General features: G+C 69.5%; 21 protein-coding genes. 8 read left to right on the forward strand and 13 right to left on the reverse strand.

The genetic code is table 11. The annotated features are described in order from the left end of the window. The 3 genes from BLQ49_RS25305 to BLQ49_RS25315 all read right to left on the reverse strand — a co-directional run. The coding region (locus BLQ49_RS25305; protein WP_143012320.1) for a polysaccharide biosynthesis/export family protein at positions 1 to 707 on the reverse strand (707 nt) is incomplete at its 3' end. Between the two features lie 296 nt (positions 708 to 1,003). Beyond that, on the reverse strand, positions 1,004 to 1,252 hold the full coding sequence (locus tag BLQ49_RS25310) for a Flp family type IVb pilin (protein ID WP_091721429.1): 249 nt from the start codon (positions 1,250 to 1,252) through the stop codon (positions 1,004 to 1,006). A 180-nt stretch (positions 1,253 to 1,432) separates the two neighbouring features. After that, on the reverse strand, positions 1,433 to 1,708 hold the full coding sequence (locus BLQ49_RS25315; RefSeq protein WP_091721431.1) for a DUF3072 domain-containing protein: 276 nt from the start codon (positions 1,706 to 1,708) through the stop codon (positions 1,433 to 1,435). 174 nt (positions 1,709 to 1,882) lie between these two features. On the opposite strand from BLQ49_RS25315, the gene BLQ49_RS25320 reads away from it, so the two are divergent. From BLQ49_RS25320 to BLQ49_RS25350, 7 genes are all read left to right on the forward strand, one after another. Beyond that, positions 1,883 to 2,449 carry a gluconokinase gene (locus BLQ49_RS25320; RefSeq protein WP_091721432.1) on the forward strand — a complete coding sequence of 189 codons (567 nt, stop codon included), beginning with the start codon at positions 1,883 to 1,885 and terminating at the stop codon, positions 2,447 to 2,449. Then, positions 2,446 to 3,366, forward strand: coding sequence for a Cof-type HAD-IIB family hydrolase (locus BLQ49_RS25325; RefSeq protein WP_091721435.1), 921 nt, complete (start codon positions 2,446 to 2,448; stop codon positions 3,364 to 3,366). The genes BLQ49_RS25320 and BLQ49_RS25325 overlap by 4 nt, the downstream gene beginning before the upstream one ends. Before the next feature lie 177 nt (positions 3,367 to 3,543). Next, entirely contained in the window at positions 3,544 to 4,476 is a 933-nt protein-coding gene (locus BLQ49_RS25330) for a transglycosylase SLT domain-containing protein (protein WP_091721437.1), read from the forward strand. A gap of 334 nt (positions 4,477 to 4,810) precedes the next feature. Further along, the gene (locus tag BLQ49_RS25335) at positions 4,811 to 5,695 is read left to right on the forward strand and encodes a helix-turn-helix transcriptional regulator (protein ID WP_091721441.1); all 885 of its coding nucleotides are present in this window, start codon (positions 4,811 to 4,813) and stop codon (positions 5,693 to 5,695) included. 278 nt (positions 5,696 to 5,973) lie between these two features. Further along, positions 5,974 to 6,825: a serine O-acetyltransferase gene (gene cysE, locus BLQ49_RS25340; RefSeq protein ID WP_091721444.1), complete on the forward strand. Its 852-nt coding sequence runs from the start codon at positions 5,974 to 5,976 to the stop codon at positions 6,823 to 6,825. Positions 6,826 to 6,915: 90 nt separating this feature from the next. After that, the gene (locus tag BLQ49_RS25345) at positions 6,916 to 7,131 is read left to right on the forward strand and encodes a DUF3126 family protein (protein WP_091721446.1); all 216 of its coding nucleotides are present in this window, start codon (positions 6,916 to 6,918) and stop codon (positions 7,129 to 7,131) included. Between the two features lie 123 nt (positions 7,132 to 7,254). Beyond that, positions 7,255 to 7,584: a DUF6949 family protein gene (locus BLQ49_RS25350; RefSeq protein WP_091721449.1), complete on the forward strand. Its 330-nt coding sequence runs from the start codon at positions 7,255 to 7,257 to the stop codon at positions 7,582 to 7,584. 9 nt (positions 7,585 to 7,593) lie between these two features. Here the strand turns inward: BLQ49_RS25350 and BLQ49_RS25355 are convergent, their stop codons facing one another. Then, positions 7,594 to 8,301 (reverse strand): transglutaminase-like cysteine peptidase, encoded by a 708-nt coding sequence (locus BLQ49_RS25355; protein WP_091721451.1) that lies wholly within the window; start codon positions 8,299 to 8,301, stop codon positions 7,594 to 7,596. A 317-nt stretch (positions 8,302 to 8,618) separates the two neighbouring features. On the opposite strand from BLQ49_RS25355, the gene BLQ49_RS25360 reads away from it, so the two are divergent. Then, positions 8,619 to 8,876: a hypothetical protein gene (locus BLQ49_RS25360; protein WP_091721454.1), complete on the forward strand. Its 258-nt coding sequence runs from the start codon at positions 8,619 to 8,621 to the stop codon at positions 8,874 to 8,876. Between the two features lie 7 nt (positions 8,877 to 8,883). Here the strand turns inward: BLQ49_RS25360 and BLQ49_RS25365 are convergent, their stop codons facing one another. The 9 genes from BLQ49_RS25365 to BLQ49_RS25405 all read right to left on the reverse strand — a co-directional run bounded on the left by BLQ49_RS25365 (position 8,884) and on the right by BLQ49_RS25405 (position 18,070). Then, a complete protein-coding gene (locus tag BLQ49_RS25365; protein WP_091721457.1) occupies positions 8,884 to 9,516 on the reverse strand; it encodes a transglutaminase-like cysteine peptidase in 633 nt (210 codons plus the stop codon). A 187-nt stretch (positions 9,517 to 9,703) separates the two neighbouring features. Continuing rightward, a complete protein-coding gene (locus BLQ49_RS25370; RefSeq protein ID WP_091721460.1) occupies positions 9,704 to 9,940 on the reverse strand; it encodes a hypothetical protein in 237 nt (78 codons plus the stop codon). A 73-nt stretch (positions 9,941 to 10,013) separates the two neighbouring features. Then, the gene (locus BLQ49_RS25375) at positions 10,014 to 11,747 is read right to left on the reverse strand and encodes an AMP-binding protein (protein WP_091721463.1); all 1,734 of its coding nucleotides are present in this window, start codon (positions 11,745 to 11,747) and stop codon (positions 10,014 to 10,016) included. Between the two features lie 44 nt (positions 11,748 to 11,791). After that, positions 11,792 to 12,229, reverse strand: a complete 438-nt coding sequence (locus BLQ49_RS25380; RefSeq protein ID WP_091721465.1) for a hypothetical protein — start codon at positions 12,227 to 12,229, stop codon at positions 11,792 to 11,794. 14 nt (positions 12,230 to 12,243) lie between these two features. After that, complete coding sequence (locus tag BLQ49_RS25385; protein ID WP_091721468.1) at positions 12,244 to 13,023, reverse strand: enoyl-CoA hydratase; 780 nt, start codon at positions 13,021 to 13,023, stop codon at positions 12,244 to 12,246. Continuing rightward, positions 13,020 to 13,913 carry a 3-hydroxyisobutyrate dehydrogenase gene (mmsB, locus tag BLQ49_RS25390; RefSeq protein WP_091721472.1) on the reverse strand — a complete coding sequence of 298 codons (894 nt, stop codon included), beginning with the start codon at positions 13,911 to 13,913 and terminating at the stop codon, positions 13,020 to 13,022. The genes BLQ49_RS25385 and mmsB overlap by 4 nt, the downstream gene beginning before the upstream one ends. A 284-nt stretch (positions 13,914 to 14,197) precedes the next feature. Continuing rightward, on the reverse strand, positions 14,198 to 15,259 hold the full coding sequence (locus BLQ49_RS25395) for an enoyl-CoA hydratase/isomerase family protein (RefSeq protein ID WP_091721475.1): 1,062 nt from the start codon (positions 15,257 to 15,259) through the stop codon (positions 14,198 to 14,200). Beyond that, positions 15,256 to 16,401: an isobutyryl-CoA dehydrogenase gene (locus BLQ49_RS25400; RefSeq protein ID WP_091721477.1), complete on the reverse strand. Its 1,146-nt coding sequence runs from the start codon at positions 16,399 to 16,401 to the stop codon at positions 15,256 to 15,258. Before BLQ49_RS25400 ends, BLQ49_RS25395 begins: the two co-directional genes overlap by 4 nt. A gap of 172 nt (positions 16,402 to 16,573) precedes the next feature. Further along, the gene (locus BLQ49_RS25405) at positions 16,574 to 18,070 is read right to left on the reverse strand and encodes a CoA-acylating methylmalonate-semialdehyde dehydrogenase (RefSeq protein ID WP_091721480.1); all 1,497 of its coding nucleotides are present in this window, start codon (positions 18,068 to 18,070) and stop codon (positions 16,574 to 16,576) included. Positions 18,071 to 18,156 lie beyond the last annotated feature (86 nt).

Here is an 18,156-nt window from a genome sequence, read left to right on the forward strand (position 1 = left end):
GACACCACCGTGGTCAGCGGCACGGTGGCGGTCACCGGCCCGCGCGAGAGCCGCACGAAGGTCTCCGAGACCGGCGAGCGGTTGCCGCCGGCGGCCGCGATGACGTCGAGGATGCGGTCGCCGTGGCCCGAGAGCGGCAGCCGGGCGCCGGCCGCACCCTCGCCGGTGACGGTCACCGCCTGGCTGATCGGGCGGGTGACCGAGACCAGCACCTGCGGCTGGATGGCTTTGCCGGCGAGTTCGTTCTCGATCAGCGCCTGGACGTCCTGGGGCCGGCGTCCGGCGACCTTGATGCGGCCGGCATAGGGCACCGAGATGGCGCCGTCGCGCCCGACCGGCTGCTCGGGGATGAGGGCGGACTTGGATCCGGCCGAGAAGCGGTCGGCGACGAGCGGCCCGGAGAACAGGCCGCCGGACCCGGCTTCCCAGATCGAGACCGAGACCATGTCGCCGATGCCGATGACCGGCTCGGCCGAGGGGCGGTGATCGCCGAAGGAGGCGAGCAGGCTGTCGAGCGGGCGGCCGCGCAGGGCCTCGATGACCGCGGGGGTGACGTCGATGATCTCGTAGCGCGCCAGCAGGCCGCCATCCGCGGTGGCCACCTCCGAGCCCGCCTGGATCGCGCTCGCCGTCGGCCCCGCCGCAGGCAGGTACGTGCAGCCCGACATCGCCGTGACGGCGAGCAGGACGAGGGGAAGTGTTCGCATCCAGATGTTGCCCATCGGTAGTGCAGAGCCCGTGCCTAGCCCATGGCGGCCCGGGTGTCCGTAGCGGGTGGGCCACACTCCGCACGGGACGGCCAAGGTTGCCATTTCATCCTCGCTAAGCACAGCTTTTTCGAGGCGGGCAACAGGGATTGACCAAGCCGTTCTAGCGGCGGCAGCCCATGGCGGCATCGGCACGGAGAGACGTGAGGTATCAGGATGAGGGCGCGCATGGGACGGCTGGCGCTTGGCGCCCGGCCCTGTCTCGCCACGCGATTGTGCGACGCGATCGGGTTCGGCTAGTCGGACTGACTGACCGCGGTGCTGATCTGGTTGTACACCCCACCCATCCGGTTGACGTAGAGCCGGATGCTTCCGGCTGCGACCAGGAAGATGAGGGAGCCGATCAGCGCATACTCGATCGCCGTCGAGCCGCGCTCGTCGCGCGCGAACCGCGCCGTTGCGGCGGCTACCGGGTTCAGCAGGCCTGCAGGGCCTCCGAATCGAGCGTCACTTGTCCCCGCCCCGCCGCAGCTCGGCTCATGCATGGTCGAAACAACCTCTCACCGCGCTCCGCCCGCCTCGGGGCAACGCGGCTGATCATTGCTTTTAAATGGCCGGCCATTGCCGGGGCATTAATGAATTTTTCGAAACGGAAGGACTTCGGCGCTTTTGTGCCAAATATACTGGAAGCGGGTGCGCCCGACGATCGGGCGCACCCCGGCCCGTCAGGCGTGACCCGCCTTGTGGCGGAGATCATCGATCCGCTTCGACGCCTCGGCCTTATCGAGGTCGGGATCGAACGCCTCGGGCTCCTTGGCCTCCTCCGTCAGCGTCTTGAGATAGGATGCCTGAGCCCCGGTCATCGGCTCGCCACCGGTGGTCCACTGATCCGGGTCCTTGATCTGGTTCGAGACATCCTTGGGGTCGGTCTTCGGATTCGCTTCGGAGGCCTCGGGCTTCTGATCGGACTTCGTCGGGGTCTTGGCGGTCGACTGGGCCATGGGCTTTGTGTTCCTGAAATGTTCCGTCGTCACGGGGATAAACGCGCGGTCCGGCGGGCGGTTCCGACGGCGCACCGGTCCGCGCGGCGTTGTCCCCGGCCTTTCCTTCGCGGCCCGCGATCCTATTGATGACACCCGGCGCGGCTGGCGTCTCGGAGCGGCGGGGTCGGGACCATGTCACAGGGAACCGCAGCGCGGCGGACCGGACCGGTGACCGGAGCCGCGCAGGTGCTCGTCGTCATGGGTGTCTCGGGGTCTGGCAAGAGCACCGTCGCGGCGCTGATCGCCGAGCGGCTCGGCTGGATGTTCGTCGATGGCGACAGCTTCCACAGCGCGGAGCATGTGGCGATGATGCATGCGGGCCACGCCCTCGACGATTCGGACCGCGCGCCGTGGCTCGCGCGGATCGCGGTCTGGATCCAGCACAGGTTGGAGGCCGGGGAGTCCGGGGTGGTGGTGTGCTCGGCCCTGCGCCGGACCTACCGGGATATCCTGACCCATGGCAGCCGGCGGGTGAGGCTCGTCTATCTCGAAGGGGACAAGGCGACCATCGCGGCGCGCCTCGCCGCGCGCCGCGGACATTTCATGTCGCCCCTTCTCCTGGACAGCCAGTTCGCCACCCTGGAAGCGCCGGGCCCTGATGAGCACCCGATCGTCGTAGGGATCACCGACCCGCCCGAGGCGATAGCCGAGCGCGTCGTGGTCGAGCTTGGGGCGGATAGGAGCGGAGCGAGCCGATGACAGCGGACCCCAGAACGCGCCCCGCCGGCGTGGATGCCGGCTCGCCGCAAGGGAGCGCGTCACGACAAACACGTGGATCCAAGCCCGATCGCAACCTGAACGAGCATGGTTCCAAGGCTTGGGACATCGCCCTGGTGATCTCGGACGTCGACGGTACCCTCGTGACCGGTGACAAGCGCCTGACCGCCGCCACGGTCGCGGCCGTGGGCCGGCTGCGGGCTGCCGGGATCGGCTTCAGCATCGCCTCGGCCCGGCCGCCGGTGGGGCTGCGCGGCCTCGTCGCCCAACTCGGCCTCGACCTGCCGATGGGGGCGTTCAACGGCGCCAGCGTGGTCCGGCCCGACCTCTCGACCCTCGAGGAGCGAACGATCCCCGAGCCGGCTGCCCGTGAGGCCCTCGATCGGCTGCTTGCCGAGGGGCTCGACGTCTGGGTGTTCGCGAACGGGGCGTGGTACCTGCGCGACCCGAAGGGGCCCTACACCGACCTCGAGCGCCGCACGATCGGCGCGGAGCCCGAGGTGGTGGCCGACCTCGGCACACTCATGGGCGCCGCGGGCAAGATCGTCGGGGTCAGCCGCGACCACGCCCATCTGGCGGCCTGCGAGACGCGGATCGGGGCGGCCCTGGCCGACCGGGCCACGATCCACCGCTCGCAGGCCTATTATCTCGACGTCACCCCACCCCATCTCGACAAGGGCCAATTCGTCGCCTGGATGAGCGCGCATCTGGGCATTGCGCCCGAGCGGATCGCGACCTTCGGAGATGCCGGCAACGATTGCCCGATGTTCGCCCGGAGCGGCTTCTCGGTGGCGATGGGCAATGCCGATGACGCCGTGAAGGCGGTGGCGCGCGCCGTCACCGACAGCAACGAGGCGGACGGTTTCGCCCACGGCGTCGACCGCTTCATCCTGCCTTGATCTCACGCGCGACGCTGCGCCGCTTGCCCTGCCCGCGCGACCGATTCTGATCTGTGTCCGACGAGGCACAACGAGCGTCCGCGCCACCTCCGCCCACAGCTTGCCGAAGCAGGGCCGTTTTCCGGCCTCATTTCCCCGCGACCTAGCTTGACCACAGAAACAGCACCGGGTCTCGGAATGCATCGCCTTCTCCTGGCTGCCGCCCTCGCGGTCGTGCCCGCTGCCGCCTTCGGGCAGGCGGCACACGACAACATCGACGCGTTGATCGAGCAGCAGGCCAAGGCGAACGGCGTTCCGGCGAGCTTCGTGCACGCGGTGGTCAAGCGCGAGAGCAACTACAATCCGCACGCCAAGGGCGGCAGCGCGCTGGGCCTGATGCAGATCAAGCACGCGACGGCGCGCAGCCTCGGCTATACCGGCGACGCCGCGGGGCTCCTCGATCCGGCCACCAACCTCCGCTACGGCGTGGCCTATCTGGCGGGTGCCTACCGCACCGCCCAGGGCAACCTGAGCCAAGCCTACCACTACTACAACCGCGGCTATTATTACGCCGCCAAGCGCCAGGGCGTCTCCACCGAGGTCGCCTCGGTGGTGGCCCCCGTGGCCGCCTCGGCGAGCGCGCTCGCGAGCCTGTTCGGCGGCGGCGCGGCGGATGCCGGGAACTCCGCCACCCCGGCCCTGGCCTATGCCCCCACCACCGCCGCGGTCGCGGTGCCGACCGAGACGGTGGAGGTGCCCCTGCCCCCACGCCGCCCGGACGCCCTGGCCGGCATGGTCCAGCTCGCGAGCCTGTCGGTCGAACCGGCCGCCGCGGCGGCGGACCCGGCGGCACAGGTGCAGACCGTGGAGGTGCCGCTGCCGCCGCGCCGCCCGGCCGGACTCGCCGCCGCCCCCACCGAGCTTGCGGAGCTGCGCCTCTCGTCCCAGTCCGAGACCGCGGCCGCGCCGACCCCGATGACGCCCGCCGCCGCGTCGCTCCCCGTCACTGAGGCGGTCGAGGTGCCGCTGCCGCCGCGCCGCCCCAACGTCCAGAAGCTGGCCGCGGCCGGTCCGCGGCGCGCGTCGACCGGCGCAGCCATCCAAGAGGCCGTCGCCCTGCCGGTCGAGTAGCGCCGCCGCTCGAACCGGCACGCTCCCGCATCGAGGCGCCGATATCGCCGTCTGCCCACACAAGGATCATGCTCAAGCCTTGACCATCGAGGCGATCCGCAACACATAGGCTGCACGCCAGCAGCGTGGTTGGGCCGGCGCGGCACAGACCGTCGGCCGGTCGCAGCGGCCGGACACGGGCGGCGCAATACAGATCTCTGGGCAGGATACGCGGGTCTTCGCGCGCACGGTCGGGCCGTCATCGTCCGAACCGCCGGGCGCGACCGATCTCGAAGCGGCTGACAGGCAGGGCACGGACTCTGCTTTCGAGCTGGTTAGGAAAGCGAATTGCGCCATGACCGGCGTGGTGGAACAGGAATCACTCTTTCTCACGGACCTCGGGCGCCGCGTTCGGCACGCGCGCACCGTGCGCGGTCTGTCGCGCAAGGTCCTGTCGCAGACGTCCGGCCTCTCCGAGCGCTACATCGCGCAGCTGGAGGGCGGCCAGGGCAACGTCTCGATCATCCTGCTGCGGCGGGTGGCAAATGCCATGGGCGTGCGGCTCGACGACCTGATTACGGGCAACGACGCACAGCCGGACTGGCCTCTGATCCGCGATCTTCTCGGTCAAGCGAGCCCGGCCCAGGTCGCCGCCGCCAAGCAGGCGCTCTCCGGCGGCAGCCGGCCCGAGGCGGGCGACCGGCCGCGGGTGGCCCTGATCGGCCTGCGCGGCGCCGGCAAGTCGACGCTCGGCAAGCTCGCGGCCGAGCGGCTCGGCTGGACTTTCGTGGAACTCAACGCCGAGATCGAGCGGGAGAACGCGCTCTCCGTGCAGGAGATCTTCGCGATCTACGGCCAGGAGGGCTACCGGCGGCTGGAGCAGCAGGCGCTGCGCCGCCTCACCGAACATCCCGGACCGCTGATCCTGGCGACCAGCGGCGGCATCGTGGCCGAGCCCCTGACCTTCGACCTGCTGCTTCAGGCCTTCTACACGATCTGGCTGCGCGCCCGGCCTGAGGAGCACATGAGCCGCGTGCGCGAGCAAGGCCACCTCGCCACCACGGGCGACCACGCCTCGGCGATGCAGGAACTGCGCGCCGTGCTGGCCAGCCGGGAGCCGCTCTATGCCCGCGCACCCGCCACGGTGGACACCTCCAACATCCCGGTCCAGACGATGCTCGACCGCCTGACCGCAGCCATCGAGGCGCGGTTCGGCCATGCGGTGTCGCCGGTCGCGTAACCGGGTGACAGCCATGCTGGCGACGCAGCCTCCGGACCGCTCCGGCCCTTGATCGCCGCACTGCGGCGCACCACGCTAGGGCGCGTCGTCGAAGGTCCTGGTTTCAAAAGGTTGAACCCTTTTGCGGGTGCAGGGCGCAACCCTGCCGTTGGGCTTCGCCCATTGTCAGGGCCCCGCCCCGACACTCCGCCAAAGGGATGATCCCTTTGGAACCCCGTGACCGGAGATCGGGCGGTGATTTGCCACCCGGGAACCCGCTCTTATTTGGAGACTCGGACATGAGCGCCAGTCCTGTCCGCAACGCGGAGCCCCGCGACCTTGCGCTCGTCGATCCGGTCTGGTCGCGGCTGCGTGCTGAAGCCGAGGATCTGCTGCGAACCGAGCCGCAGCTCGCCTCCTTCATCGTGGCGACAGTCCTGAACCACACCACCCTCGAAGGGGCTGTCGCGCACCGGGTCGCAGCCCGTCTCGGGCATCCGTCGCTGCCGGCCGAGCTCATCGCCCACGCTTTCTACGAGGCGATCGCGGAGGATCCCACCATCGGGCAGGCGTTCCGGGCCGATATCGGCGCGGTGATCGACCGCGATCCCGCGACGCTCCGGGCCCTCGAACCCGTCCTCTACTTCAAGGGCTTCCACGCGCTGCAGGCCTACCGCCTCGCCCACCACGTCTGGAATCGCGGCCGGCGCGACCTCGCCCTCTACCTCCAGAGCCGCGTCTCGGAGGTGTTCCAGTGCGACATCCACCCGGCCGCGCGGATCGGACGGGGCGTGTTCCTCGATCACGCCACCGGGCTCGTGGTCGGCTCGACCGCCGTGATCGAGGACGACGTTTCCATCCTGCACGCCGTGACGCTCGGCGGCACCGGTAAGCAGCGGGGCGACCGGCATCCCAAGATCCGCCGCGGCGTGATGATCGGCGCCGGCGCCAAGATCCTGGGCAACATCGAGGTCGGGGCCTGCGCCCGGGTCGCGGCGGGGTCGGTGGTGCTCCGGCCGGTGCCGCCCAACACCACGGTGGTGGGCGTGCCGGCCCGCGTCGTCGGCACTGCGGGCTGCGACGATCCGGCCCGGGCCATGGATCAACTCGTTGCGCTCGACCAGTTCATCCATCTGGGTGACGGGATCTGAACCTGCGCTTGCCGCTCCGCCGCTGGCGTGGCAAGCCCCACCCCTATCAGACCACCCGCGGCGCCTGCGCCGCCAGGGAGATCCAACAGCGTGACCAAAGCCGAAACCGCAAAGCTCCAGGACTACCTGCGCCGCAAGTTCGCCAACAACAATATCCGCCTGACGGCGATGAAGACCGGCGATTCCGCCGAGGTGTTCATCGGCGAAGAGTCGATCGGCGTGATCGCCGACGACAAGGAAGACGGTGACGATTCTTTCGTCTTCCGGATGGCGATCCTCGACATCGACCTCGAAGAGGATGCCTGAAACCCAGCCGCGCCGGTTCCCCCGGCGCTTGCCTGTGCATGGGTTAACGCTAACCGGCGGTACTGCTTAACAGACAGTAAATGGCGTGACTAAGCTGCGCGAACCTGTACAGGAGCGCGAATAATGGTCGTCACGCCTGCCGCCCTCGACTCGATCCGGACGCTGTGCCTCGGCCTCGCGCTCTCCGGTCTCATCGCCAGCGCCTTCGAACTGTTTGCGGCCCGGCGGGCGAGTTTCAGCCTGCTGGAGCGCGGCGGCCTGCCGGCGGTGGCCGCCCTGCCGATGCTGGCCTTCTCGGCGCCGTTCATCATCCTGCGCAACACCCTGCGGGGCCGCCGCCTCGAGGGGCGGCCAATGCCCTTCGTGATGCTGGCCACCGTCATCGCCTGTGGCTGGAGCCTGCTCTCGGGCCGGGTCGCCCTCGACCTCGCCGCGATGCTGGTCGGCGCCTGAGCGGCGGCCTCAAGGCTCGGCGGTCGCCACCTGGGCTGTCCCGTCCTTACCTTCCAAGGAGACCCAGGCCGCCCCGTCTTGGCCGGCACGCTTGATGAAGCTGTAGCCGGTGCGCCGCCAGGGACGAATCGCATCGGTCTTGTTGTCGAGGATGAAATCGCCGCGATCGGTGCGCACCGTCAGCACCGCGTGCCCCTCGTTGATCTCGTCGATCACCACGGTCATCAGCAGGACACGCCGGGGCAAGCCACGCTCGACCAGCATCCGCCGCTTCAAAAGCTGGTAATCCTCACAATCGCCCGACCCGTCATCGGGGAAGTCCCACCGATCGACGACGCCCCAATGCGCTTGGTCGGTGATCGGCCGGATGCGGGCATTGACCCGGCGGTTGACGCTGAGCAGCGTTCGCCAGACCGCCACGGTGAGCGGGATCACGGTCGGCTCGGCGGTGTCGACCATGCATTCCGCGGGCATCCGCGCGCAGAAATCCGTCCACCCCGCGATAGCCCGCACGGCCCCTGTCGGCTCCTCCCGCGAGGCCTCGCCGGGCAGAACCAGCCGCGCATGGGCATGGGTCGTCGCGCCACTCAAGGCGAGGATCGTGCCGATCAGGGCGAAGCTCGCCGCCTGTCGCCCCCGGCGCGCCGCATCCCTCCAACCCCGCCAGTGCAGGGTACCGAACGTCTCACCCGTCAATCCGCCATCCGCGTGCCGCATGGTCCAAGCCCCGCCGCCCGATGATGACGGAAAGGTGACACGCCGCTTTGCAACGCACAATGGCTCAGTGGGGCGACAACAACCGCCGGACGGCGCAAAGGTTCCGTTTTAATGCGGTGTTGCATCCGCAGAACTCCGCATCCGTGCATGCACCACGCGAATACCCGCATTGCGGCCCGACTGAAGCCCTTGATTCGGATCCGCTTTGCCGGCTTGTCACTAGGCACCTGACGCGAGGGATTCGCGGCGGGTTCCGATCAGAGCAAGACATCTGCCAGTCCATCGGGACGTGGCCCCAGCCAGGACAAGGACACATTATGCAGCCCGCCATCCAGCAGGTGATCAGAGCGCTCGCCGAGGATGGCCGGGCCGGTGCAATCAACATCGCGGAGCACGCGGTGAGTGCCTACTTGGCCGATGCGCCGAGCGACGGCGACCGGGCCCTGTCGCGGGACATCCTGGTCCGCGATCTCGCGAGTCTCCGGGGCGTGGCTCCGCACCTCGCCGGCTTCATCGGCCGGGTCGAGGCCTATGTGGCGAGCCTCGCGCAACCCTCGCTGAGCCGCGCCGCCTGAGGCGCACTCAACGGTTTGCGGTGGTGACTGGGGAGGTGACGCCGCCGAGCGATACCCACGCGACCGCGTCCTGGCTCTCGCGCTTGATGAACACGTAGCCGGTCTTGTGCCAGGGCAGGATCGCGTTGGTCTTGTTGTCGAGCACCAGATCGCCCCGGTCGGTGATCAGGCTCAGCACCGCGTGGCCCTCGCCCTTCTCGTCGATCACCACGGTCATGCGCATCGCCCGGCGCGGCAGGCCGGCCTCGGCCAGCAGGTGGCGCTTGAGCAGCTGGAAGTCCTCGCAATCGCCGATGCCGTCCTCGGCCAGATCCCAGCGATCGGCCACGTGCAGGTGCTCCTGATCGGTCATCGGCTCGATCGCCTTGTTGACCCGGCGGTTGACCGACACGATCGTCGCCCAGGTGGCGGGGGTGAGGCTGATGCGGGCCGGCTCGGTGCGGTCGACCGCGCACTCGGCCGTGTAGCTCTGGCAGAACGTCACCCACGCGGCGATCGGCTTCGCGTCGCCGAGGGTCGTGGCGCCGGCCTCCGTGGGCAGGCTGGCGAGCGTCTGCGCCTCGGCGGTGGCGGTGAGACCGAGCAGCGCCGCCGCGCCCGCCAGCGCCACCCGAACCGTCCTGAGAAACCCCGCGCCCATCGAACCTGTCCCCGTTGTTGAGGCCAGGATTGCGCCGCAGAGCCTCCGCGGCGCTGAAAGCGATGCGCGCAATTTTATCGATTCGGCCCCGGGCCCCGGGTCCTGCGCGACAGCGTCGACGGCAGGCTTGGGAAGCTCGGCAAATCCGCCGGTTCGGCTTCGGGAAGCGGAAACCTTGAGCGTTCGTTTAAGGGCCCAGGAGCTTCACGACGGCGGCACCCGCTCCGAAGAACGCCGCGCCCGCCGCCATGCCGGCCAGGGCGACCTGCCATGGGGCCAGGGCACGGTCGCGTTCCAGCTTGGCCGCCTCGGCCATGAGCTTCTTCTGCTCGGCCACGAACTTCTGCGATTCTTCCATCGCGCGCAGGACCCGTATGACCTGCTCCGCAAAATCGAGCGACTCGTGAGCGGCCGTCTCCGCCATCGACCGTGATCCCCAAAGGATTCGACCGCCGTAATGTCAGCGCTCGGCAGCCTGGCGGCAAGGGCAGAATTCCTCACCCCGCCGTCTGGTCGAGCTTGCGTTCCACCTCGCCCTTCAGCTCCGGGAAGTCGGCCTGCGTGTAGGCCCGACCCCGGTGCGGATCCTCGGTGACCCCTTCGTGCTCCAGGCGGCGCAGCTGGACCCGGCGGATCTTGCCCGAGATGGTCTTGGGCAGATCGGTCACGAATTCGAGCCCGCGCAGCTGCTTGAAGGTGGCGAGCCGGGCGTTGGTGAAGCGGAAGATGTCGAGCGCCGTCTCGGGCCCTGCCGAGACCCCCGCCACGAGCGACACATAGGCCTTCGGGATCGTGTGGCGCATCGGGTCCGGTACCGGCACCACCGCGGCTTCCGCCACCGCCGGGTGCTCGATCAGCACGCTCTCCAGCTCGAACGGGCTGATCCGGTAGCCGGAGGATTTGAACACGTCGTCGGCCCGGCCCACGAAGGTGTAGCAGCCCTGATCGTCCACGAACGCCACGTCGCCGGTGCGGTAGAGGTCCCCCGCCGCGCCCGACAGATGGCCCTGGCCGTCATCATAGCCCTGCATCAGGCCGGCGGGGCGATGCGCGCCGAGTTCCAGGCAGACCTCGCCCTCTGAGGCCGGCTCGCCGTCGGCGTCGAGCACGCGCACCCGGTAGCCCGGAAGCGGCCGGCCTAAGGCCCCCGGCACCACCGGCTGGCCGGGCGTGTTGGCCATGAGCGCCGTGGTCTCGGTCTGGCCGTAGCCGTCGCGGATCGTGAGGCCCCAGGCACTCTTCACGCGCTCGATCACCTCCGGGTTCAGGGGCTCGCCCGCCGCGCAGACCTCGCGGAGCGCGAGCTTCCTCCCGGTCAGATCTTCCTGGATGATCATGCGCCAGACGGTCGGCGGCGCGCAGAGCGTGGTCGCGCCGGTGCGCTCCAGCTGAGTCAGCAGGGCGGCGGCGTTGAACGGCGCTTGGTTGATCACCAGGATCGTCGCCCCGGCATTCCAGGGCGCGAAGAACGACGACCATGCGTGCTTCGCCCATCCCGGCGAGGAGACGTTGCAATGCACGTCCCCTGGCTGGAGCCCGAGCCAGTACATGGTCGAGAGCGCGCCCACCGGATACGAGCGGTGGCTGTGGCGCACGAGCTTCGGTTTCGCGGTGGTGCCGGAGGTGAAGTAGAGGAGCAGCGGGTCGCCGGCCCCGGTCGGCTCGTCGGGCGCGAGGCTGTCCGGGGCGCCGAAGGCGTCGTCGTAGGCGCCCCAGCCCTCTTGGGCGGCGCCCGCGACGATGCGGATGGCGCCGCCCGTGTCGAGGCCGGCGAACCGCGCGATCTGCTCCGGACCGGCCACGATCACCCGGGGGCGCCCGCGGGCGAGGCGATCCGACAGTTCGTCGGCGGTGAGCAGGGTGGTCGCCGGGATGACCACGGCGCCGAGCTTCATCGCGGCCAGCATGGTCTCCCACAGGGCCGGGACATTGCCGAGCAGCAGGAGCAGGTGATCGCCACGCTTCAATCCGAGCTGCCGCAGGTGGTTGGCCACCTGATTGGAGCGCCGGGCGAGTTCGCCGAACGAAATGCTCTGCTCGGCGCCGCTCGCGGCCTCGACGATCCGCAGCGCCGCCCGGTCGCGGCTCTCGGGGCCGGCCAATACGGCGTCGAACCAGTCGAGCGCCCAGTTGAACGGCACCGGCTCGGGCCACGCGAAAGCCGAGACGGCGGCGGCGTAATCGGTGCGGTGGGCCAGCAGCAGATCGCGGGCCTCCTGGAAGCTCGGCATGGTCGTTCCCCCTCCTCGTCGTTGCCTCTCCTGTCCCGGCTTCTTCAGGCCGGGATCAGGTCATCGCCGGCCTCGCCACGCCCGAGGCGCTGGACCATGCCGGTGTGGAAGTCCCGGATCTGCCCGGCGATCGCCCCGACGCTGCGGCCGTTGCGGGTGAAATCGTCGGCGTTCAGCGCGATCAGGCCAGCCGTGTAGCCGGCTTCGTTGTGTTCGAACGGGTCGGCATAGAGCCACGCCCACCAGTCCCGGGCGGGGATCAGGCTGGCCCCCGGCTTAACCCGCAGGGCGGCTAGGAAGCGAAAGTGGCGCGCCAGCTCCTTCCGCCAGACCGCCCGCGTCTCCGGTGCCACGTCGAAGGCCAGCAACTTCACCAAGTGCTCGTTGATGGTCTCCTCGCGGCCCCGCGCCTTCTGGGCGACGATGGCGCGGGGGAAAGCCATCTCGAACCGGTGTTCCGAATCGTGGTCCAGGACGTCCATGGCCTTCTGCCCGTTCAGGTGTTCTCGAACCGGGGCGGCCGCTTCTCCACGAAGGCGGCCATGCCCTCCTTCTGATCCTTGGTGGCGAACATGGCATGGAACACCCGCCGCTCGAAGCGGATGCCCTCGGCGAGCGTCGTCTCGTAGGAGCGGTTGACCGCCTCCTTGGTCATCATGGCGATCGGCAGCGACATCGACGCGATCGTCTCGGCCGCCTTCATCGCCTCGTCGAGGAGCTGGTCGGCGGCGATGACGCGGGAGACGAGGCCGGCGCGCTCGGCCTCGGCGGCGTCCATCATCCGGCCGGTGAGGCACATCTCCATGGCCTTGGCCTTGCCGACGAAGCGGGTGAGCCGCTGGCTGCCGCCGATCCCCGGCATCACCCCGAGCTTGATCTCGGGCTGGCCGAACTGCGCCGTGTCGGCCGCCAGGATGATGTCGCACATCATGGCGAGCTCGCAGCCGCCGCCGAGCGCATAACCGGCGACCGCCGCGATGATCGGCTTGCGTACCGCCGTGAACCGCTCCCAGTCGCCGAACCGATCGCCCGCGTACATCTCGGCGTAGGTCGCGTGCTGCATCTCCTTGATGTCGGCGCCCGCCGCGAAGGCCTTGGCCGAGCCGGTCAGCACGATGCAGCCGATCTCCGGATCAGCATCCGCCTCGGTCGCCGCCCGGATCACGTCCCGGGTGAGCTGGAGGTTGATGGCGTTGAGCGCCTTCGGCCGGTTGAGCGTGATCAGCCGGACGCGCCCGCGCGTCTCCGTCAGGATCGTCTCGTAGGTCTCGCTCACGACTCGCCTCCCTGCCCGCGGAGCATACGGATGATCGCGGAAAAGTCCTCACCCCCGTGGCCAGCGCCTTCGAACAGGCCGTAGACCTGCGCGGCCTCGGCGCCCAGCGGCGTCGCGGCGCCGGAGGCCAAAGCGGCGGCCTGGGCGAGGCGGAGATCCTTGAGCATCAGTGCGGCGGCGAAGCCAGGCTTGTAGCCATTGTTGGCCGGCGAAGTGGGCACCGGCCCCGGCACCGGGCAGTAGGTGGTCAGCGACCAGCACTGGCCCGAGGAGACCGAGGCGACATCGTAGAGGGCCTGGTGCGACAGGCCGAGCTTTTCGCCCAGCGCGAAGGCCTCGCTGACGCCGATCATCGAGATGCCGAGGATCATGTTGTTGCAGATCTTGGCCGCCTGCCCGGCGCCGGCCGCGCCGCAATGAAACACGTTCTTGCCCATGGCCTTGAGCAGGGGCTCGGCCTTCGCGAAGGCGGCCTCGGCGCCGCCGGCCATGAAGGTCAGTGTCCCGGCCTTCGCGCCGCCGGTCCCGCCGGAGACCGGCGCGTCGACCGACAGGCAGCCCCGGGCCTCAGCGAGGGCGTGGGCCTTGCGGGCGCTCTCGACATCGACGGTCGAGGAATCGATCAGCAGGGTGCCGGCCGGCAGCGCCTCGGCGAGCTGGGTCCAGACCTCGATCACGTGACGCCCGGCCGGCAGCATGGTGATGACGACGTCCGCGCCCGCGACCGATTCCAGGGCTGAGCCCGCCACGGCGATTCCCTCGGCGCGGGCAGTCTCGAGTGAGGCCGGAGCCAGATCGAAGCCGCGCACCATATGGCCCGCCTTCACGAGGTTGGCCGCCATGGGGCCGCCCATGTTGCCGAGACCGATGAACCCGATGGTCTGCGCCATCCAACCCTTCCTTGATTGTTGTTGCTCGCCTCTCCCACCCCCGCCCTCATCCTGAGGGCAGACCAGATCCCCCATGCGCTCTCCCTCCCCCCTCTGCGGGGGAGGGTGGCCCCTGCGTCAGCAGGGGTCGGGAGAGGGGAACCCGGCTTCAGGATGGGGCGGAGCAGATGTGACGGCCAGCACCTTGTTTTGCACCGTCGCTCCCCTCTCCCGACCCCCTTCGGGGGCCACCCTCCCCCGCAGAGGGGGGAGGGAGAGCGCGGATGTGAGAAAGCGAAGCGTCATCACACCGGCCCAGTGCGCGCGCCCGAAAAAACCGGCTCCGCTCGCCTTTCCAGCCACCGGGCGATCCGCGCGGGATCGACGGCGTCGAGACTCGCGGGGTTCCAGCGCGGGTTCTTGTCCTTGTCGATCACCGCTGCGCGGATGCCTTCGCGGAGATCCCCCTCCGCCAGGATGGCCAGCGAAGCATGGAACTCGCGCTCCAGGCAGGCCTCCAGGTTCGGCGCGCTGCGGCCGAGGCGCAGCAGGCAGAGCGTCAGGACGAGGCTCGTCGGCGCCTTGGTCAGCATGGTTTTCCGCGTGGCCGCCGCGAAGTCCGAGCCGGCGGCGTCGAGGGCAGACAGGATCTCGTCGACCATGTCGAAGGCGAAGCAGCGGTCGATCACGTCCCGATGCGCGGCCAGAGGCGCCGGGCCGGGATCCTGTGCGAGCCGCGCGATCACGTCCCGCACGCCCGCATCCCCGGCATCCGGCGGGAGGGCCGCGAGGGTATCGATCAGGTCGGGGAGCGCCGCGGAGGGCACCAGCGCGTCGGCAAAGTTGCAAAAGATCGCGTCGGCAGCGCCCATGGGCTCGCCGGTGAGGCCGAGATAGGTGCCGACCTCGCCCGGCGCCCGCGGCAACAGCCACGTCCCGCCGACATCCGGAAAGTAACCGATCCCGGTCTCCGGCATGGCGATGCGGGAGCGCTCGGTGGCGATCCGGTGGGCGGCATGGCCGGCGAGCCCGACGCCGCCGCCCATGGTGATGCCGTCCATCACCGCCACGAACGGTTTTTCGTACTGGGCGATGCGCGCATCCAGCCGGTACTCATCCCGCCAGAATCGTTCGGCTTCGACGAGGTCGGTGCTGTCGTAGAGGGTGCGCAGATCACCGCCGGCGCAGAGGCCGCGCTCGCCCTCACCGGTGAGCAGCACCGCGGCGATACCGGGATCGGCGGAGAACTGGTCGAGCGCCCGGTCGATCTCCCCCACCATGCCGTGGGTCAGGGCGTTCAGCGCCTTCGGCCGGTTGAGTCGCAGGCGCCCCAGGGCGCCGACGCGCTCGACGATCACATCGCTCATCGGCGGCCCCCGGTCAGCCCGCGGGCGATGATCACCCGCATGATCTCATTCGTGCCCTCCAGGATCTGATGGACGCGCAGATCCCGGACGATCTTTTCCACGCCGTACTCGGCGAGGTAGCCGTAGCCGCCGTGCAGCTGGAGCGCTTGGTTCGCCACCTCGAAGGCCGCGTCGGTGACGTGGCGCTTGGCCATGGCGCAGAGCTGCGTGGCCGCCGGATCCTTGGCATCGAGCGCGGAGGCCGCGTGGCGCAGGAAGGTGCGCGACACCTCCAGGCTGGTCGCCATGTCGGCGAGCCTGAATTGCAGCGCCTGGAAGTCGGTGAGCTTCGCCCCGAAGGCGCGCCGGTCGGCCATATAGGCGAGCGCCTTGTCGTGGGCCGCCTGGGCACCGCCGAGCGCGCAGGCGGCGATGTTGAGCCGCCCGCCATCGAGGCCGCTCATGGCGATCTTGAAGCCCTGGCCCTCGGCGCCGAGGCGGTTGCCCACCGGCACCCGGCAGCCATCGAAGCGCACCGCGCGGGTCGGCTGGGCGTTCCAGCCCATCTTGCGCTCATCGGCCCCGAAGGAGAGGCCGGGCGTTCCCTTCTCGACGACGATCGCCGAGATGCCGGCGGGACCGGCCTCGCCGGTGCGGATCATGCAGACGTAGAGGTCGCTGGCGCCGGCGCCCGAGATGAACTGCTTCTCGCCGGAGAGCACGTAATGATCGCCGTCGCGCTCGGCGCGGGTGCGGAGCGCCGCGGCATCGGAGCCCGAGCCCGGCTCGGTGAGGCAGTAGCTGGCGATCCGCTCCATGCCCATGAGGGACGGGAGCCATCGCTGGCGCTGATCGGCGTCGCCGTAGGCGTCGATCATCCAGGCGCACATGTTGTGAATCGACAGGAACGCCGCCACCGTCGGGCAGCCGGTGCTCAGCGCCTCGAAGATCAGGGTCGCGTCGAGGCGCGACAGGCCGGAGCCGCCGACATCCTCGCGGACGTAGATGCCAGCCATCCCCAGCGCGGCCGCTTCCCGCAGGGTCTCGACCGGGAATGTCTTGTCGCGGTCCCAGTCGAGGGCGTGGGGGGCGATGTGCTCGGCCGCGAAGCCGAGGGCCATCTCGCGGATCGCGGTGCGGTCCTCATCGAGCCCGAAACTCATGGGCGTGGCTCCAAAGGTCAGAACAAACATGCCTCAGGAGGCAGGCACGTTCCCCTCCCCCTTGCGGGGAGGGGTCAGGGGTGGGGGTGGTGCAGGATTAAGCGTGCCGGTGCCTTCTGCACCACCCCCACCTCCGGCTCCTCCCCGCAAGGGGGAGGAGAGAGGAGTCGCGCTAGCGCATCGTCGGGATGGAGAACTCCGCCCCGCTCTTGATGCCGCTCGGCCAGCGCTGCGTCACGGTCTTGGTCTTGGTGTAGAAGCGGATCGAGTCCGGCCCGTGCTGGTTCAGGTCGCCGAAGCCCGAGCGCTTCCAGCCGCCGAAGGTGTGGTAGGCGATCGGGACCGGGATCGGCACGTTGACCCCGACCATGCCGACATTCACCCGGGCGGTGAAGTCGCGCGCCGCGTCGCCGTCCTGCGTGAAGATCGCGACGCCGTTGCCGTACTGGTGAGTCGAGGGCAGCGCCAAAGCCTCCTCGTAATCCTTGGCCCGCACTACCGAGAGCACGGGGCCAAAAATCTCCTCCTTGTAGATCGTCATGTCGGGCGTCACGCGGTCGAACAGCGAGCCGCCCATGTAGAAGCCGTTCTCGTAGCCCTGGAGCTTGAAGCCGCGGCCATCGACGGCGAGCTGCGCGCCCTCGGCCACGCCCTTGTTGATGTAGCTCGCAACCTTCTGCACGGCCTCACGGGTGACGAGCGGGCCGTAATCGGCCGAGCCGTCATGCGACGGGCCGATCTTGAGCGACTCGACCCGCGGGATCAGCTTCTCCATCAGGCGGTCGGCGGTCTGCTCGCCCACCGGCACCGCCACCGAGATCGCCATGCAGCGCTCGCCGGCCGAACCGTAGCCGGCGCCGATCAGGGCATCGACCGCCTGGCCCATATCGGCGTCCGGCATGATGATCATATGGTTCTTGGCGCCACCGAAGCACTGGGCGCGCTTCCCCGTCTCGGCGGCGCGGACATAGATGTACTCGGCGATGTGCGAGGAGCCGACGAAGCCCACCGCCTTGATGTCCTCGTCGTCGAGAATCGCGTCAACCGCTTCCTTGTCGCCGTTGACGACGTTGAGGATGCCCGGCGGCAGGCCCGCCTCCAAAAAGATCTCGGCGATGCGGATCGGCACGCTCGGGTCGCGCTCGGACGGCTTCAGGATGAAGGCGTTGCCGCAGGCGATCGCCGGGGCGCATTTCCACAGCGGGATCATCGCTGGGAAGTTGAACGGCGTGATGCCGGCGACGACGCCGAGCGGCTGGCGCAGGGAGTAAACGTCGATCCCCGGGCCGGCGCCTTCGGTGTACTCGCCCTTGAGCAGGTGCGGGATGCCGCAGGCGAACTCCACCACCTCGACGCCGCGCTGGATGTCGCCCTTGGCGTCCGGCACGGTCTTGCCGTGCTCGGAGGCGAGCAGCTCGGCCAGCGCGTCGTGCTCGCCGCGGATCAGTTCGAGGAAGCGCATCATCACCCGGGCCCGCTTCTGCGGGTTGGTGGCCGCCCAGGCCGGCTGAGCCGCTTTGGCGTTCTCGACCGCCGCGCGCATCTCGGCCTTACTGGCCAGCGCGACCTTGGCCTGGACCTCGCCGGTCGAGGGGTGGAACACGTCGGCGAACCGCCCGCTCTCGCCGCCGACGTTCCGGCCGCCGATGTAATGCCCAATCGTGCGCATGCGCGCCTCCCTGTGATGTGGCGTATGATTTTGCCGCACCCTAACAGGATCGCTTGAGCGATAAAGCCGGATGCGCTTACAGCCGC

Origin of the sequence: Methylobacterium phyllostachyos (genome assembly GCF_900103445.1) — a bacterium.
GTDB classification, from domain to species: Bacteria; Pseudomonadota; Alphaproteobacteria; order Rhizobiales; family Beijerinckiaceae; genus Methylobacterium; species Methylobacterium phyllostachyos.